The 14,858-nt window shown below is 65.7% G+C and carries 13 protein-coding genes and 1 riboswitch; of the genes, 5 read left to right on the top strand and 8 right to left on the bottom strand.

From position 1 onward, the window contains the following. Positions 1 to 207 precede the first annotated feature (207 nt). The gene (locus CBI38_RS06300; RefSeq protein ID WP_109327322.1) at positions 208 to 675 is read left to right on the top strand and encodes a DIP1984 family protein; all 468 of its coding nucleotides are present in this window, start codon (positions 208 to 210) and stop codon (positions 673 to 675) included. 265 nt (positions 676 to 940) lie between these two features. Here CBI38_RS06300 and CBI38_RS06295 read toward each other — a convergent pair whose 3' ends face one another. Together CBI38_RS06295 and CBI38_RS06290 are read right to left on the bottom strand one after the other, a co-directional pair. Continuing rightward, positions 941 to 3,361: an ATP-dependent Clp protease ATP-binding subunit gene (locus tag CBI38_RS06295; RefSeq protein WP_109327320.1), complete on the bottom strand. Its 2,421-nt coding sequence runs from the start codon at positions 3,359 to 3,361 to the stop codon at positions 941 to 943. Between the two features lie 172 nt (positions 3,362 to 3,533). Then, positions 3,534 to 5,147 carry an FAD-dependent monooxygenase gene (locus CBI38_RS06290; RefSeq protein ID WP_109327318.1) on the bottom strand — a complete coding sequence of 538 codons (1,614 nt, stop codon included), beginning with the start codon at positions 5,145 to 5,147 and terminating at the stop codon, positions 3,534 to 3,536. A gap of 119 nt (positions 5,148 to 5,266) precedes the next feature. On the opposite strand from CBI38_RS06290, the gene CBI38_RS06285 reads away from it, so the two are divergent. Then, positions 5,267 to 5,458 carry a hypothetical protein gene (locus tag CBI38_RS06285; protein ID WP_109327316.1) on the top strand — a complete coding sequence of 64 codons (192 nt, stop codon included), beginning with the start codon at positions 5,267 to 5,269 and terminating at the stop codon, positions 5,456 to 5,458. 9 nt (positions 5,459 to 5,467) lie between these two features. On the opposite strand, the gene CBI38_RS06280 is transcribed toward CBI38_RS06285, so the two are convergent. From CBI38_RS06280 to CBI38_RS06270, 3 genes are all read right to left on the bottom strand, one after another. Next, positions 5,468 to 6,871: a CitMHS family transporter gene (locus CBI38_RS06280; protein WP_109327314.1), complete on the bottom strand. Its 1,404-nt coding sequence runs from the start codon at positions 6,869 to 6,871 to the stop codon at positions 5,468 to 5,470. 108 nt (positions 6,872 to 6,979) lie between these two features. Continuing rightward, the gene (locus CBI38_RS06275) at positions 6,980 to 8,278 is read right to left on the bottom strand and encodes an LLM class flavin-dependent oxidoreductase (protein WP_109327312.1); all 1,299 of its coding nucleotides are present in this window, start codon (positions 8,276 to 8,278) and stop codon (positions 6,980 to 6,982) included. After that, on the bottom strand, positions 8,278 to 9,042 hold the full coding sequence (locus CBI38_RS06270) for a 3-oxoacyl-ACP reductase (RefSeq protein WP_109327311.1): 765 nt from the start codon (positions 9,040 to 9,042) through the stop codon (positions 8,278 to 8,280). Before CBI38_RS06270 ends, CBI38_RS06275 begins: the two co-directional genes overlap by 1 nt. Positions 9,043 to 9,090: 48 nt before the next feature. Then, positions 9,091 to 9,194: riboswitch (TPP riboswitch) on the bottom strand. Between the two features lie 82 nt (positions 9,195 to 9,276). Between CBI38_RS06270 and CBI38_RS06265 the strand changes: the two genes are divergently transcribed. Together CBI38_RS06265 and CBI38_RS06260 are read left to right on the top strand one after the other, a co-directional pair. Beyond that, positions 9,277 to 9,735: a MarR family winged helix-turn-helix transcriptional regulator gene (locus CBI38_RS06265; protein ID WP_109327309.1), complete on the top strand. Its 459-nt coding sequence runs from the start codon at positions 9,277 to 9,279 to the stop codon at positions 9,733 to 9,735. A 4-nt stretch (positions 9,736 to 9,739) separates the two neighbouring features. Beyond that, entirely contained in the window at positions 9,740 to 10,162 is a 423-nt protein-coding gene (locus CBI38_RS06260) for an organic hydroperoxide resistance protein (protein ID WP_109327307.1), read from the top strand. 19 nt (positions 10,163 to 10,181) lie between these two features. Here the strand turns inward: CBI38_RS06260 and CBI38_RS06255 are convergent, their stop codons facing one another. After that, positions 10,182 to 11,060 (bottom strand): oxidoreductase, encoded by an 879-nt coding sequence (locus CBI38_RS06255; RefSeq protein WP_109327305.1) that lies wholly within the window; start codon positions 11,058 to 11,060, stop codon positions 10,182 to 10,184. Between the two features lie 40 nt (positions 11,061 to 11,100). Continuing rightward, positions 11,101 to 13,083, bottom strand: coding sequence for a CocE/NonD family hydrolase (locus tag CBI38_RS06250; RefSeq protein ID WP_109327303.1), 1,983 nt, complete (start codon positions 13,081 to 13,083; stop codon positions 11,101 to 11,103). Positions 13,084 to 13,217: 134 nt separating this feature from the next. Here CBI38_RS06250 and CBI38_RS06245 point away from each other — a divergent pair, with 134 nt between their 5' ends. Further along, positions 13,218 to 14,192: a pseudouridine synthase gene (locus CBI38_RS06245; RefSeq protein ID WP_418328318.1), complete on the top strand. Its 975-nt coding sequence runs from the start codon at positions 13,218 to 13,220 to the stop codon at positions 14,190 to 14,192. A gap of 22 nt (positions 14,193 to 14,214) precedes the next feature. Here the strand turns inward: CBI38_RS06245 and CBI38_RS06240 are convergent, their stop codons facing one another. Beyond that, a complete protein-coding gene (locus tag CBI38_RS06240; RefSeq protein WP_109327301.1) occupies positions 14,215 to 14,814 on the bottom strand; it encodes a transglycosylase family protein in 600 nt (199 codons plus the stop codon). Between the last annotated feature and the right edge of the window lie 44 nt (positions 14,815 to 14,858).

Below are 14,858 nucleotides of genomic sequence, written 5' to 3'. Positions count from 1 at the left end.
CCGGGATGTGGTAGTTGTTGAGGATGCTGAATCGCGACTCGACGAAAGGCGCATGAGCGCCCACCGAGATCCGCTCCCCACCCTTCGATCGGCACCCCTCCGATGTCGTGACCCCTCCGCCCTGCGTGTCCGTCGACGCTCGAAATCGTTGGCGCACACTCGCGTCGGCGGGGGGAACATCCAATCGAACAGGGTGGGGAGGTAGAGATGAAACTTGCAGCGGCACTGGCCGAACGCGGCGATCTGACGCGTCGGGTGGAGCACCTGAAATCGCGCATCCTCACGAATGCGCGACATCAAGAGGGCGAGTCGCCGGCGGAGGACGCGGCGGCGCTACTCGCCGAACTCGAGGAGGTCCTGGACCGCCTGGAGGTCCTCGTCCGAAGAATCAATCGAACCAATACGTCTGCGCCCCTGGGTGATGCGAGCATTACGGACGCCCTGGCTCGCCGGGACATGCTGCGCATCCGGCACCGGGTGGTGTCCGCCGCCGCGGATGCCGCCTCCGGTCGTGAGCAGGACCGGTACGGCCGACAATTACGCTCGGAACTTGTCTTCGTCGCGGCGTTGCCGGTCCGGGATCTGCGGCGTACTGCCGACGATCTGGCACGGCAGATCCGGGAAGTCGATCTTCGAGTGCAGCAATCGAACTGGGAGGTCGACCTGCTCGACTGAATTCTGCTGGGCAGTAGGTAACCGTTTCGGAGGCGGGCACACACCGCGGTCGGCGGCAATCCGGCCACATCTCCTGCGTGGTAGGCAGCGCACCCCGGGCATATACCCGGATCACAGTGCAGCCCAGCACATCGCACAGGTGACTGTGCACGACGCACAGCTCATCACCAGGTGCCGATCCGAGACGGCTAGGGCGGGTTAGGGGCTCCCAGCACACACGTGAGTGGCACAGTAGGCCGAAGCATACTGTGCCACTCACACGGGCTCAGCCGACGACCAGATCCAGCTCGTCGTCGTTGACACCGACCGTCACGCTGCCACCCTCGACGAGAATGTCGTCGAGCAGCAGGTCCGCGATCCGGTCGTCGACCGCACGCTGGATCGACCGGCGCAGGGGGCGTGCCCCGAACTCGGGCTGGTGTCCGTGTTCGGCAATCCAGTCCACCGCGGCGTCGCTGAACGAGATCTCGATGCCCTTGGCCTCGAGCCGCTTCCGGCTGTCGTCCAACAGTAGGTCGGTGATCCGGTGCAGCTGTTCGGTGTCCAGCTTGCGGAAGATCACGATCTCGTCGATCCGGTTGAGGAATTCCGGCCGCATCGACTCGCGCAGCCGGCCCATCACCCGGTCTCGCAGCGGCTTCTCCGACGCCTCGGCGTCACCGGTGGCGAAGCCCAGTCCGCCCGACTTGCTGGAGATGATGTCGGACCCCAGGTTGCTGGTCATGATCAGAACGGTGTTCTTGAAATCCACCGTCCGGCCCTGACCGTCGGTCAACCGTCCGTCGTCGAGCACCTGCAGCAGCGTGTTGAACACGTCGGGGTGCGCCTTCTCGATCTCGTCGAGCAGGATCACCGAGTACGGGTTGCGCCGGACCTGCTCGGTGAGCTGTCCCGCCTCGCCGTAGCCGACGTATCCGGGAGGGGCACCCACCAGGCGACTGACCGTGTGCCGTTCACCGAACTCGCTCATGTCGAGTCGCAGCATCTTGTTCTCGTCACCGAACAGGGTGGCGGCCAGAGCCTTCGCCAGTTCGGTCTTGCCGACACCGGTCGGGCCGAGGAACAGGAAGCTGCCCACGGGGCGGTCGGGATCGTTCATACCGGTCCGGCTGCGACGCACCGCCCGGGCGATGGCCCGCACGGCATCGTCTTGCCCGATGACCCGCCGGTGCAGTTCGTCTTCGAGCCGGCGGAGGCGTTCCTTCTCCTCCTGGGTCATCTGGCTCGCGGGAATTCCCGTCGACCGCGACACGACCTCGGCGATCTGCTCGGCGGTCACGTCCGGTGTGATGTCCGACGCGTCGGCCTTGCCACCGATGCGGGCCTGCAGCTTCGTGATCTGGTCACGCAGTCCCGACGCCTTCTCGTACTGCTCGTCGGCGACGGCCTGATTCTTGGCCTGTTCCAACTCCTCCACCTGCTTCCGCAGAGCCTCCACGTCGACGCTCGGCATGCGCAGCCGCAGCCGGGCCCCGGCCTGGTCGATCAGGTCGATCGCCTTGTCGGGCAGGAAGCGGTCACCGATGTACCGGGCAGAGAGCTCGACGGCGGCGGTGATGGCGCCGTCGGTGTAGCGCACGCCGTGGTGCTCTTCGTACCGGTCGCGGAGACCCGACAGAATGGCCACTGCGTCCTCGATGCTCGGCTCCGCCACCGTGACCGGCTGGAATCGGCGTTCGAGAGCCGGATCCTTCTCGATGTGCTTGCGGTACTCGTCGAGGGTGGTGGCACCGACGATGTGCAGTTCACCGCGGGCGAGCTTCGGCTTGAGGATGTTTCCGGCATCCATCGCACCCTCGGCTCCGCCACCGGCGCCGGCAATGGTGTGGACCTCGTCGATGAAGACGATCAACTCGTCCTTGTGGGCGGCGATCTCGTCGATCACCTTGGTGAGGCGTTCCTCGAAGTCGCCGCGGTATCGCGTTCCCGACACCATGCTCGACAGGTCGAGTTGCACGATGCGCTTACCGGTCAGACGGTCGGGTACGTCGCCGTCGACGATCCGCTGAGCCAGGCCCTCGACGATCGCCGTCTTGCCGACGCCCGCCTCACCGACGAGGACGGGGTTGTTCTTGGTCCGCCGCGACAGGATCTCGATGGTCTGTTCGATCTCGTCGGCCCGGCCGATCACCGGGTCGACGCCGCCGCTGCGGGCACGTTCGGTGAGATCGAAACCGTACTTGTCGAGGGTGGGAGTGTCGGAGTCCGGCGCCTGCTCGGCCGACCCGCCTTGGATGGCGGTCTGTAGACGCTCCGGGGTGACGCCTTCCGAGGCGAGCAGGCGGCCTGCGGCATGGTCCTGATCTGCGGCGAGCGCGAGGAACAGGTGCTCGGGATCGATGTACGTCGACCCGAGAGCGCGGGCGAGCTGATGCGCCTCGAGCAGCGCGGTCTTGAGCGCACCGCTCAGCGAGGGCACGGCGAATCCGGACGAGTTCCGGCCCTGCGGAAGACGCAGTTCCACGGCGTCCGACACGGCTGACACGTCGGCACCCGCTCGCTGCATCAGTGTCTTGGCCGGGTCTTGTTCGGCCATGACGCGCAGAACGTGCAGTGCATCGAGGTCGGAGTCACCGCGACCGGCGGCGAACCGCGCGGCCGCTGCCATGAGTTCCTGGGTGGAGCGGCTCATGAGACGGCTGATGTCGATGCGACCAGGGCCCTCCGGCCCGAAGAATGCTGGCATTCCGAAGCCTCCTAAGAAGTTGAGCGTTACTCACTCAACTAACGTGCCAGTGCTCCGATCAATTCCCGCAGCCGGGGGCGTTTCATTGTGATGGCCGTCATATGCAGGGAAAGCCGCCCGGCGAGCGGAACTTCCTACAACACCGGACAGCGACCCTCTCTTCCCGGCGGGGTCAGCGGAAAGTCGACTTCAGGTGTTCGGCGAGACCCTCGATCGAGACGGGCGCCATCCTGAAGCCCAGATAGCCGTCCGGACGGACGACGTACGCCGCACAACCCTCGGCGCTATAGGCCGCGGCGAATTCGCCGGCGTCGTCCCGCACGAGCGGAAGAATCGTTTCACCGACCTCGGCACCCGGAGTTGCAATCAGATAGGTGTCGAGCAGGCCGTGGGCCGCGGTTCCGGCCGACGCCGCTGCAGCCTCCAGCACGGCCAGACCCCGCGCGTCGACCGAGTCGTCGGCGTACAGCAGTAATGTGTGCCGGTCGCGTCCCAGTAACCCGAACAGCCGGATCGGGAATGCGACGGCGGCGCGGGTCAACCCACGCGCGTCGGGCGCTCGCTGACCGGGCCGCAGCGTGGTCGCGTCCTCGGTCCGGGTCACGATAGGGCTGTCGCCGTAGTCGATGAGCAGCTGCGCTTCGCGGCGCATGACCAGTTCGGGGTCCGAAGCACCCGCGCCGATCCCTTCCCGGGCGCTGCGGATGGTGCGACCCACGACCTCCTCGCCGATCGGCCGCCGCTCGAGGTCGTAGCTGTCCATCAAGTCGGGGGCCGCGACTCCGGACACGGCGAGCGCAAGCTTCCATGCCAGGTTGTGGGCGTCTTGGATCCCCGTGTTCATGCCCTGCGCCCCGGTGGGCGGGTGGATATGGGCGGCGTCGCCGGCAACGAACACGCGTCCACGTCCGTAGGAGTCGACGATGCGGTGGCTGATGCGGAACACGGAGGACCACCGAAGGTTCGATGCCCGGGCCGGTTCGGGAGCCAGCCTGTCGAGTACGGCCTGAATGTGCCCGAGTTGCGGCGTGGGCCCCGACTCGAATCCGTGCCGAATGTTGTCGCCGGCCGAGGCGCCGGTGTTCGACAGTTCCGCGGGCACCAGCATCGACATCCGGTACCGACGACGACCGGGCAAGGGAATGCACACGAGGACATCGTCGGGTCCGTCCTCCGTGCGGCGGACCGAACGAATGTTGTAGCCGCGCGGCAACGACCAGTCCACTTCGACGTCACCGAGCATGTACTGCTCGGCGAAGGCGCCGCCCTCGAACGTGAGACCGAGACCTTTGCGCACCACACTGTGCGCGCCGTCGCATCCGGCGAGGTACTGCGATCGGATGGTCCCTCCGCCGTCCCCGCTCACTGTGGCGACCACTCCGCCTTCGTCCTGTTCGAACGAGACGAGGCCGATTCCGCGCTCGACCCTGGTGCCCAGGGAGGCCAGGTGTTCGGTGAGTATGCGTTCGGTCTCGTACTGAGGCAGCCCGATGAACCCGAACGGCACATCCGCGGGCAAGGCCAACTCCATTCGCCCGACCTCGACGCCGTCGACGTAGAGGATCTGCCCACGGAATGGAACCCCCGCGTCGAGTACTCGCCCGAGCACGCCCATACCTTCGAACACTTCGAGGGTCCGGGGTTGGATGCCCACCGCCTTGGCGTACTGCGGCGGCTCGTGGAGCGGATCGATGATGCGGCAGGAGATGCCGCGCCTGCGCAGTTCGATCGCCGCAGTCAGTCCTACCGGACCCGCTCCGACCACCAATACCTCGGGATCCACCACGAAGACACCGCCTCACCAGGAGGGATCGAGTTTCGATCAGTATGCCTGGCCGCCGCGGAAATCGGAGGCAGACGAGCTCCCGATTTTTGAACATGCGGCCGTGTGGGTAACCGTCGGACATGACGCACAAGGACACCGAGCAGCACGAGAACACACCCGGCCCGGCGACAACGAGTACGGAGAGTGGCAAGTCGGGTGCCCACAAAGACGTGGTGTCCGATCCCGCGGAGGACGACAAGGGTTCGGGTGCGGACTGGAGCGGCGAAGGTGGCGCGACCCCGGAGGGGCCCGCCACCGACACGGACGACTGAGACTGACGACTACCAGGGAATCTGACCGGCGAGAACACCGACCACCAGCATGGTCAGCGACACCAGCGCGGCGCGCCACAGCACCTTCTTGTGGTGGTCGGCCAGCGACACCCCCGCGAGGGTGACGAGCAGCAGGATGGCCGGGACCAACGGGCTCTGCATGTGGAAGGTTTGTCCGGTGATCGAAGCGCGGGCCATCTCGACGGGCTCGATGCCGTAGGTGGACGCGGTTTCGGCGAGCACCGGCATCACACCGAAGTAGAAGGCGTCATTGCTCATGAAGAACGTGAAGGGCAGGCTCAGGACACCCGTGATGACGGCGAGGTGCGGTCCGAGCGATGCCGGGATGATTTCGAGCAACCACTGCGCCATTGCCTCGACCATGCCCGTGCCCTGGAAGACTCCCGTGAGCACGGCTGCGGCGAACACCATCGCCACCACCGAGACGATGCTCGACGAGTGCCGGGTGATGGCTTCCTGCTGCTCCTTGACGCGGGGGAAGTTCGCCATCAAGGCGATCGATGCCGCCACCATGAAGAGCACCGGGATGGGCAGGACGTCCATCACGAGCACGGCCAGCAGACCCACGCTCAGAGCAGCGTTGAACCACAACAGCTTCGGTCGCAGCGTCGGCCGCTCGGGGTCCAGTCCGTCGACGAAGCCGTCGAGCCCGTCGTCCGACCCGGAATCTCCGGAACCGCCGGTTGCGTTGCCGCTGCCACCGTCTGCGCCGCCGGAACCCACCCGAGTTCGCGAGGATCCCGCGCCGACGAGCAGACGCTCGGATGTGAGAACCAGGGTGCCGATGCGTCGTCGTTCGGAGTAGCCGAGCTGCACGGCGAAGAGCAGCACGATGACCAGTCCGGCAACGAGCGAAGGAATCATCGGCACGAAGACGTCGGACGGGGAGATCCCGAGTGCCGCAGCAGCTCGGACGGTCGGCCCACCCCACGGGATGATGTTCATCGCACCGTTCGATAGACCGGCGACGACGGTGAGAACGACGGGGCTCACCTTCAGTTTCAGGTAGAGCGGGAGCAGTGCCGAGGTGACGATGATGAAGGTCGTCGACCCGTCACCGTCCAGCGACACCACCATGGCCAGGACTGCCGTGCCGACGACGAGCCGCATGGGATCGTTGCGGACGAGCTTGAGAATCACCTTCACCAGTGGGTCGAAGAGCCCGACGTCGATCATGATCCCGAAGAAGATGATCGCGAAGAACAGCAGTGCCGCAGTGGGCGCCAGCGCTTTGATCCCGTCGGTGATCATGTCGCCGATACCCAAACCGGCCCCGGCCGCGATACCGAACGCGACCGGGACGGCAATCAGCCCGACCACTGGGGTGGCCCGTTTGGACATGATCAAGAACATGAACACGGCCACCATCAGAAAGCCGAGTGCTACCAGCATTGCCACTCCTCGTCCGCACCTCGAAAGTCGCAATGTGATCGCGACAACAGCAAGTGTTGATCGAGCGGGCGCTCACAGTCACTGTTACGGACGTAGAGAAGGTTGTGTTCATTGTGGTGGCGAAGACAGATGTTCCCTCAACGTCGCCGTCTCGTACTCGGTCCGGAACAGTCCGCGCTTCTGCAGTACGGGAACGACCTCGTCGACGAAGTCGGTGAGGGCGTCCGGATAGATCGGCGGCATCAGATTGAAGCCGTCGGCGCCACCTCCGTGGAACCACCGTTCGATGTCGTCGGCGATCGACTCCGGCGTGCCGATCATCGTGCAGTGCCCACCACCGGCGGCCAGTGTTCCCAGCAGCGCGCGGACCGTGGGCCGATCCTTCTCGATGATGCGCAGGATGGTGTCGTAGCGGCCCTGCGGTCCGGTGAACTCGGAGAGCGGTGGCAGGTCGGGGACGGGCGCGTCCAGTTCCCACTCACTGCAGTCTTGGTGCGTGAACAGGGACAGTTGCGCGATCGACTGTTCGACCGGCAGCAGGGCGTCGAGTTCGGCCTTCTTCCTGTGTGCCTCCTCGGTGGTCGATCCGACGTAGGTGACGAGACCGGGCATCACGGTCACGGCGTCGGCATCGCGGCCCGCACCACGGATGCGCCGCTTGACGTCTCGGTAGTAATTCTGAGCGGATTCGAGGTCGTACGCCACGGCATAGATTCCCTCGGCGCAGCGGGCCGCCAGGTCGCGGCCCTGCTCGGAGGCACCGGCCTGGAAGAGGACGGGACGCCCCTGCGGCGACCTCGGCACGTTCAGCGGGCCGTCCACCAGAAAATGCTTGCCGCGGTGATGAATCGGGGCGACCTTCGCCGGGTCGGCGAACACCCCGCCCCGGTCGAGTTCCAACGCGTCCGCGTCCCATGAATCCCAGAGCGCGAGTGCCACGTCGACGAACTCGGCGGCGCGCGAGTACCGCTCGTCGTGCGGCGGCATTTCCTCGAGTCCGTGGTTACGGGCCTCCGCGTCGAACATGGAGGTCACGACGTTCCACCCGGCCCGGCCACCACTGATGTGGTCGAGCGACGCAAGCATCCGGGCGGCGTGGAAGGGCGTGTAGAAGGTGCTGGACACGGTGGTGACCAGCCCGATTCGCTCCGTCGCCCGGGCCATCGCCGACAACGCCGTCAGCGGTTCGAGAAACCACAGTCCGCCGGCGGCGGGGTCTCGCACCGAGTGTCCGTCGGCGAAGAAGACGGCGTCGAAGCAGCCACGTTCTGCGGTCTGCGCCAACTCTTCGTAGTAGGCGATGTCGGTGAGCCGTTCCACCTGCGACGCCGGGTGCCGCCAGGCGGCGCCGTGGTGTCCGCAGGCGAAAAGAAATGCGTTGAGGTGCAGTTGTTTACGTGCTGCCATCAGTCTTTGACCAATCCCCCGTCGACGACGAGATTCTGGCCGGTCACCGAACGCGACCACGGAGAGGCGAAGAACAGCACCGCGTCGGCGAATTCTTCCGGAGTGGTGACGCGTTGCAGGGGCGTACTCGCCGCAATGAGGTCGAACACCTCGTCCGGAGTGGCGGCGCTGGCGTCCGTGGTGCGCAGCAGCCCGCCCGACACCATGTTCACCGTGATGCCGTCGGGACCGAGATCGGCGGCGAGCGTGCGGGTCAGTGACAGTGCTGCAGCCTTGGCCGCCGTGTAATCGTGGTAGGGAACCACGGGGTTCTGGAACAAGTTGGTTCCGATGGTGACGATGCGACCGAAGCCGATGGAGCGCATGCCCGGTAGCGCGGCTTGCGTAGTGTTCAGAGTCGCCTTGACACTTCCTTGCAGCTGCGCGTCGAAGGCGTCCCACGAGATGGTGTCGGCCTTGTCGCGGGCGTCGCCGTTGAAGGAGAAATCGGCGAGCGCGTTGTTGATCACGGTGGTGATCGGTGAGCCGAAGTGGTCTGCCGCCGCGCCGAACAGGGCGTCCACTTGTTCGCGGTTCGTGACATCGGCCTGTAGCGCGATGGCCTGCCCGTCGCCCACCTCCGCTGCGAGCTCCTCGGCCGCGTCTCGGCTACGACGGTAGTTCACCACCACCCGTGCGCCCTGCTCGGCGAACGAGCGCACGATGGCGGAACCGAGGCCGCGTCCACCCCCGGTCACGAGAACGATCTGCTTGTCGATCTGCATTGCGCACCTTTCGTCCGGCCGCGAGGAACGCCGGACGACCGCACGCATCAGCGGTCGGCGCGACATCCCTTCGCTAGCACTACCTAGTTCAGGTTCGACGGGTGTGTTCTCAGCCGCCCAGCTTTCGCCGGGCAGCACCCCGTGTCACTGGCGACAGTCTAAGCGCAGTCGCCAAGAGAAAAAGCCGCACCCATCTTTGTTGCGCACAATTAAGTTGTGTGCAATCATTCTGGGGTGACCGACCCTCTCACCCTCGACCGCCAGTTGTGCTTTGCCCTTTACTCGGCATCGCGGGCCATGACGGCCACCTACCGGTCGCTGCTCGAGAAGTTGGGCGTGACGTACCCGCAGTACCTGGTTCTGCTGGTGCTGTGGGAACGGGACGGCCGCGGCGTGCGCGACATCTGCGACGCCCTGAATCTCGATACCGGCACCCTCTCGCCGCTACTCAAGAGACTCGAATCTCTCGGGTTGGTCGAGCGTCGTCGCGACTCGGCCGACGAGCGGCGGGTCGGTATCCACCTCACCGAGGCCGGGAACCAGCTGCGGCATTCCGCCGTGGGCATTCCGGCCGCACTGGCCGGCTCGACGGGTATGGACGTCGACGAGCTCGTCGCCCTCCGCGACACCTTGAGTCGTCTCACCGAATCGCTACACCAGTACACCGCAACCGATCCCCTGAAAAGGAAGTAATCCCGTGCAGATTCTCTACACCGCCGAAGCCCTCGCCACCGGAGAGGGCCGCAACGGCCGCGCCCGCACCTCGGACGGCCGACTCGATCTCGACCTTGCCATCCCCGTCGAGATGGGCGGTTCGGGCAACGGCACCAACCCGGAGCAGTTGTTCGCCGCCGGCTACGCCGCGTGCTTCCACTCGGCACTGCAGATGGTGGCCCGCCAGGCCAAGGCAGATGTCACCGACTCGGCGGTCGGTGCGCGCGTCGGAATCGGCTCGGCGAATGGCGGCGGTTTCGGTCTCGCCGTGACCCTCGAAGTGTCCCTGCCCCACCTCTCGCGGGACGAGGCTCTCGAATTGACCGAGAAGGCGCACCAGGTCTGCCCGTATTCCAACGCAACTCGGGGAAATGTCGAGGTCACCCTCGACGTCACCGAGGACTGAACCTACCGGCGGGCGTCGGTCACGCGAAGGTGTATTCGACGCCCGTCAGGTTCTCGGACAGCGACCACAAGGCACCCGCGGTCTTCTCGTCCCGCGACTTCTCATTGGAACCGACCACCTTCGGGTGGCCACGCTGCTCGAACAGCCCGTCCGGCCCGAGATAACTACCGCCCGCCACATCGGGAACGGCGGCCGCGTACAGCATGGGCAGAGCACCCATCTCCGCTGACTGCGCGAAGATTCGGTTACCGACGGCCATCAGCTTGTCCTGTACCGACTCGGTGTGGGCCTGCAGATTGGTCGATGCGTAACCGGGATGCGCGGCCACAGCCTTGACCGATGACCCCGCCGCGGCGAGTCTGCGCTGTAGCTCGTAGGTGAACAGAAGATTCGCGAGTTTCGACTGTCCGTACGCGCTCCACCGGTTGTACTTGCGGTTTTCCCAGTTGAGATCGTCGAGGTCGATGGATCCCATCTTGTGTGCGGTGCTCGACATCGTGACAATTCGGTCGGTGATCTTGGCGAGTAGCAGTCCGGTGAGCGCGAAATGGCCTAGATGGTTTGTGCCGATCTGCATTTCGAAGCCGTCGACAGTCTTACGCCGGGGAACCGCCATCACTCCGGCGTTGTTCACCAGCACGTCGACCGAACCGATGCCCGCGGCGAAGTCCCGCACCGAAGCCAGATCGGCGAGGTCGAGTCGGCGGACCTCGGCGTTGTCACCGATGGTGCGCGCGACCGCGTCGCCTTTCGTGGTGTCGCGGCAGGCGAGGACGACGTGGGCGCCCGCCTTGGCGAGTGCGCGCGCAGCCACCTCCCCCAATCCACTGTTGGCACCCGTGACGACGAACGTCCGGCCCTGCTGATCCGCGATGTCCGCTGCTGTCCACTTGGTCATGAGAGCAACCCTACGGAAGTCGGGACGCGGCCAACACCCGTCACCACGCCGTTGCTCCGACCAGCGGGAGGTTGACGAAACTCGGCCTGTCCGGCGACAACCGGACATGCTGCTGCTTCAACTGGCTGTCCGCGAGCATCGGTCCGAGCGGCAGATAACGCGGAAAGCTGCTCGCGTACACGTCGACACGCAACCGGTGTCCGGGCGCCAGGACAGCGTCCGTGGGCACGAAGTTGATGTCCACGGGTGTGACCTCCCCGGGAACGAGGGGCTGGCGCGCCGCCACCGTCAGGTAGTGATGCGGTTCGGTGTAGTCGCCGTTGGGAGACTTCGTGCTCTGCGCATCGTCCACCGCACGCATCGACGCAGTGAGCGCCCCATTGGTCAAGGTCGTCGACGTACCGTCGGGCGCGACGTCGTTGAGTGTGACCGCCCAGAAGCCGTCGGTGGCGTCGAGCACCGTCTCGAGATGCAGGTTGACGGGTCCCGACAACTCGGTGGGCCGGGTGACGGGAGCGCTGGTGAATGTGAGGCCTTCAGCCTCGTTGAAACGGGAGTCCTTGGTGCATGCCGATCCGAAGATCACGGCCGCCCCGGCCGTGCCCTGGGCACCGTCACGCGAACACAGTGCCCGCAGGCCCGGCGCCACCGTGAGATTCGCGGAATCGGCGGGCTGCGCCGGGACGAGGCTGCCGTCGTGCGCAGCGTGCCCCGCCGTGCCGCTCGGCGCGTTCGACAGATACATCCGCTGGTAGTCGACGCCGGCCCGGGGGAACGAATCGGTAGTGGTCCATCCGTTGCCCTGCTGATACAGCGTGACCGGGCCGTAGGCGTCGATTCCGTTGTCAACACCCTTCAACCATTTGTCGTACCAAGCGCGTTCGAGAACGTCGAGGCGTGGCGGGGCGCCCGGCTCCCCGAACCCACCACCGAAGTTGATGTGGTAGGCGTCGCTCATGATCAGCTGCTTCTCGCCCGGCGGCAGGGGGATGTCGTTGTAGACCCGGGGCTCGCTGTTGGCGAAGATGTCGTGCCACGCGCCGTAGAGCATCGTCGGCACCTCGATGTTGTCCACCCGGGCTTTGCGCTCCTCGTAGAACTCCCCATCCTGCGCTACCCGCAGCGTGCCGGGATCCAGGTCGTTCACGGTGGGCGCTGTCATGGCCTCGAGGAGAGCCGGGAACAGCGTCAGGGGATCACGAAGCCGATCCTGAAGCCAGGTCTGGTCGAAGCGGCCCTGCGCGAGCGCTTGCACGTCCGGAACGAACTTGAGACCGTTCACCAGCGAGAGCCAGAGAGGCATGAAACCCACACCCAGTCCGGCGCCGGTCCCGACGATGTCGCGGAGCAGATCGTTTCCGGGTTCGGTGGGGAAGATCGCCTTCAGGGCAGGCGGCTGATGACCCGCGGCCTGTAGGGAGTTGATGCCCGAGTAGGACACGCCGCCCATCCCGACTCGGCCGTCAGACCAGCTCTGCTTGCTGATCCAATCGATCACCTCGACGGAATCGCGCTGCTCGACCGGGCCGAGTGCCTGCCATTCGCCTTGCGAGAAGCCGGTGCCCCGCGCATCCACGACCACCTGCGTGTATCCGTTCTGCACGAGGTCGCGGTTGACACCGAAAACGCGCATGCCGCCGCCTGACAGAACCTTCGCGGCCTCGGTGATGCCGTCGAACGGCGTCCCGGCGAGGTTGTAGGAATTCACCAGGTCGACAACGGTGTCTTCGAGCCCCGGGACCGCGAGCACGGAGTCGACGACGTTGCCGATCAACTTGGTATACGGCGTGACATTGAGAACCGAGGGCATCTTGGTGTCGACCGGAATGCCTGCCGCGTCGGCGGGCCGATAGACGTTCGCCTTCAGCACGGTCCCGTCGCTCATCGTGATGGGCACGTCCCAGTCGATGGCGACGACCGGGTAGGCCGGCGGTGCATCGACGGCAGCCAGCCACTGTGCGGCTGCGGGTCCTCCGGTCGGGTCAGCGGACGCCGTGGGCGCTACAGCGAGTCCTATGGACATTGCTACCGAGACTGCCAATACACCTGGTCGAAACGCCCAGCGACGCACGATCACCTAAGAACCCCCGTGAACTTCCCGATGACGCGCCTCAGCGGCCAGGGTGGCCCGCGTCACAAACTTACCGGATAGTAGCCATGGGTTCGCGCCAGGTCAACGCCGAGTTACAGACAAGCTGCACTACCGTCGACGGTGTGCCCGACGCCCCGCTTCCCATTCGTGACGGCCTCAACCCGACGCGGCTGAGGACGCCCGACGACGGACCGTGGCCCACCGTCCTCGAGTACCTCGTCGGCCGCTTTCCTCACGACGAAACACGGCTCCGCGAGAAGGTGGCCGCGCGGGAGGTGGTCGACGAGCGGGGGCACCCCGTCACCGAGTCGACGGTGTTCGTCCCGCGCAGAGATGTCTATCTTTACCGGGATCCTCCGGTGGAATCGCGGGTGCCGTTCGAGATCGAGATCCTTCATCGCGACGAGAATCTGCTCGTCGCCGACAAGCCCCATTTCCTGGCCAGCACACCGCGAGGCGCGTACATCGTCGAGTCCGCACTCGTACGGTTGCGCAGGAGTCTCGGACTTCCCGACCTGACGCCCGTGCACCGGCTGGATCGTCTCACTGCAGGAGTTCTGATTTTCACCGTGCGACGCGAGGTCCGGCGGGACTACCAGTCGCTGTTCGATCGACGGGAAGTGCGCAAGGAGTACGAGGCGCTTGCCCGCCACGACCCCGAGTTGACCCTTCCCGCAACGGTCCGCAGCCGCATCGTCAAGCAACGCGGCGTCTTGAAGGCTTTCGAGACGGAGGGGCCCGCGAACAGCGAGAGTCGCATCGAACTGCTCGAAATCCGCGATAGTGCCGCGCGCTATCGACTGCTCCCGCACACCGGCAAGACGCACCAGCTGCGGTTGCACATGAGTGCACTCGGCATCCCAATTTTCGGTGACAATTTCTACCCTGACTTCTATGATGTTGCCGGGGACGACTATTCGACTCCACTGCGCCTACTCGCACGCTCGGTGGAATTCACCGATCCCTTGTCGGGTGCACACCGCCGGTTCGTCAGTGAGCGGACCCTGATGTGGCCGGCGTCTACCCCGCCGGCGCAATGACACTCAGCGCAGGGACGTCGAACTACTCCTGCGAGGCCGCCACCCTCTGCTCCAGAACCTGACCGGATCCGTTCTGCTCGGCGAGGCGGCGGGCACTGTCCAGAGCCTCCTGGGCAGCCGCCTTCACCGCGGCCGCTTTCTCGGAGGGAGTGAGATCCTCGGGCGACGACGGAGCCACTTCGGGCACAGGGGACGTCGGAGCCACTTCGGGCACCTCGCTCACTTCCGGCACCTCGCCCACATCCGGCGTTTCCGGCAGCTCGTTGGTTTCCGGCACCTCGACGGGGTCTGTCAGGTACTGGCCGCAGTCCGGCCACGCGCCGACCCCCTGGCTCTGGAGCACCTTTTCGGCGATACGGATTTGTTCCGCTCGACTCGCTTCGGACGGGTCTCCCTTTCCGCCATGGGATTTCCAGGTCTCGGGCAGAAATTGCAGGCCCCCGTAGTAGCCGTTTCCGGTATCGATCGTCCAGTCGCCGCCGCTTTCGCATTCGGCGACGGCGTCCCAGTTGTGCGGTGCGGCAGACGCAACACCGGCGCTCAGGCCCAGTGGAACCGTCACGGCTGCGCCGATCGTGGCAATCCAGCCCAGGGTGCGCCTCTCGATGTGGCACGTGGTCATGCTGAGTCCTTCCTCTCCGCGCTCGCGGACATGGGTCGGCTTCT

The sequence above is a fragment of the Rhodococcus oxybenzonivorans genome (assembly GCF_003130705.1).
Classification (GTDB): Bacteria; Actinomycetota; Actinomycetes; order Mycobacteriales; family Mycobacteriaceae; genus Rhodococcus_F; species Rhodococcus_F oxybenzonivorans.
This window is presented reverse-complemented; position numbering and strand designations above follow the sequence as displayed.

Excerpts from the sequence above, each read along its gene's own strand:
- CBI38_RS06300 (WP_109327322.1), top strand. The coding sequence starts at position 208 with ATGAAACTTGCAGCGGCACTGGCCGAACGCGGCGATCTGACGCGTCGG.
- CBI38_RS06295 (WP_109327320.1), bottom strand. The coding sequence starts at position 3,361 with ATGCCAGCATTCTTCGGGCCGGAGGGCCCTGGTCGCATCGACATCAGC.
- CBI38_RS06285 (WP_109327316.1), top strand. The coding sequence starts at position 5,267 with ATGACGCACAAGGACACCGAGCAGCACGAGAACACACCCGGCCCGGCG.
- CBI38_RS06280 (WP_109327314.1), bottom strand. The coding sequence starts at position 6,871 with ATGCTGGTAGCACTCGGCTTTCTGATGGTGGCCGTGTTCATGTTCTTG.
- CBI38_RS06275 (WP_109327312.1), bottom strand. The coding sequence starts at position 8,278 with ATGGCAGCACGTAAACAACTGCACCTCAACGCATTTCTTTTCGCCTGC.
- CBI38_RS06270 (WP_109327311.1), bottom strand. The coding sequence starts at position 9,042 with ATGCAGATCGACAAGCAGATCGTTCTCGTGACCGGGGGTGGACGCGGC.
- CBI38_RS06255 (WP_109327305.1), bottom strand. The coding sequence starts at position 11,060 with ATGACCAAGTGGACAGCAGCGGACATCGCGGATCAGCAGGGCCGGACG.
- CBI38_RS06250 (WP_109327303.1), bottom strand. The coding sequence starts at position 13,083 with ATGTCCATAGGACTCGCTGTAGCGCCCACGGCGTCCGCTGACCCGACC.
- CBI38_RS06245 (WP_418328318.1), top strand. The coding sequence starts at position 13,218 with ATGGGTTCGCGCCAGGTCAACGCCGAGTTACAGACAAGCTGCACTACC.
- CBI38_RS06240 (WP_109327301.1), bottom strand. The coding sequence starts at position 14,814 with ATGACCACGTGCCACATCGAGAGGCGCACCCTGGGCTGGATTGCCACG.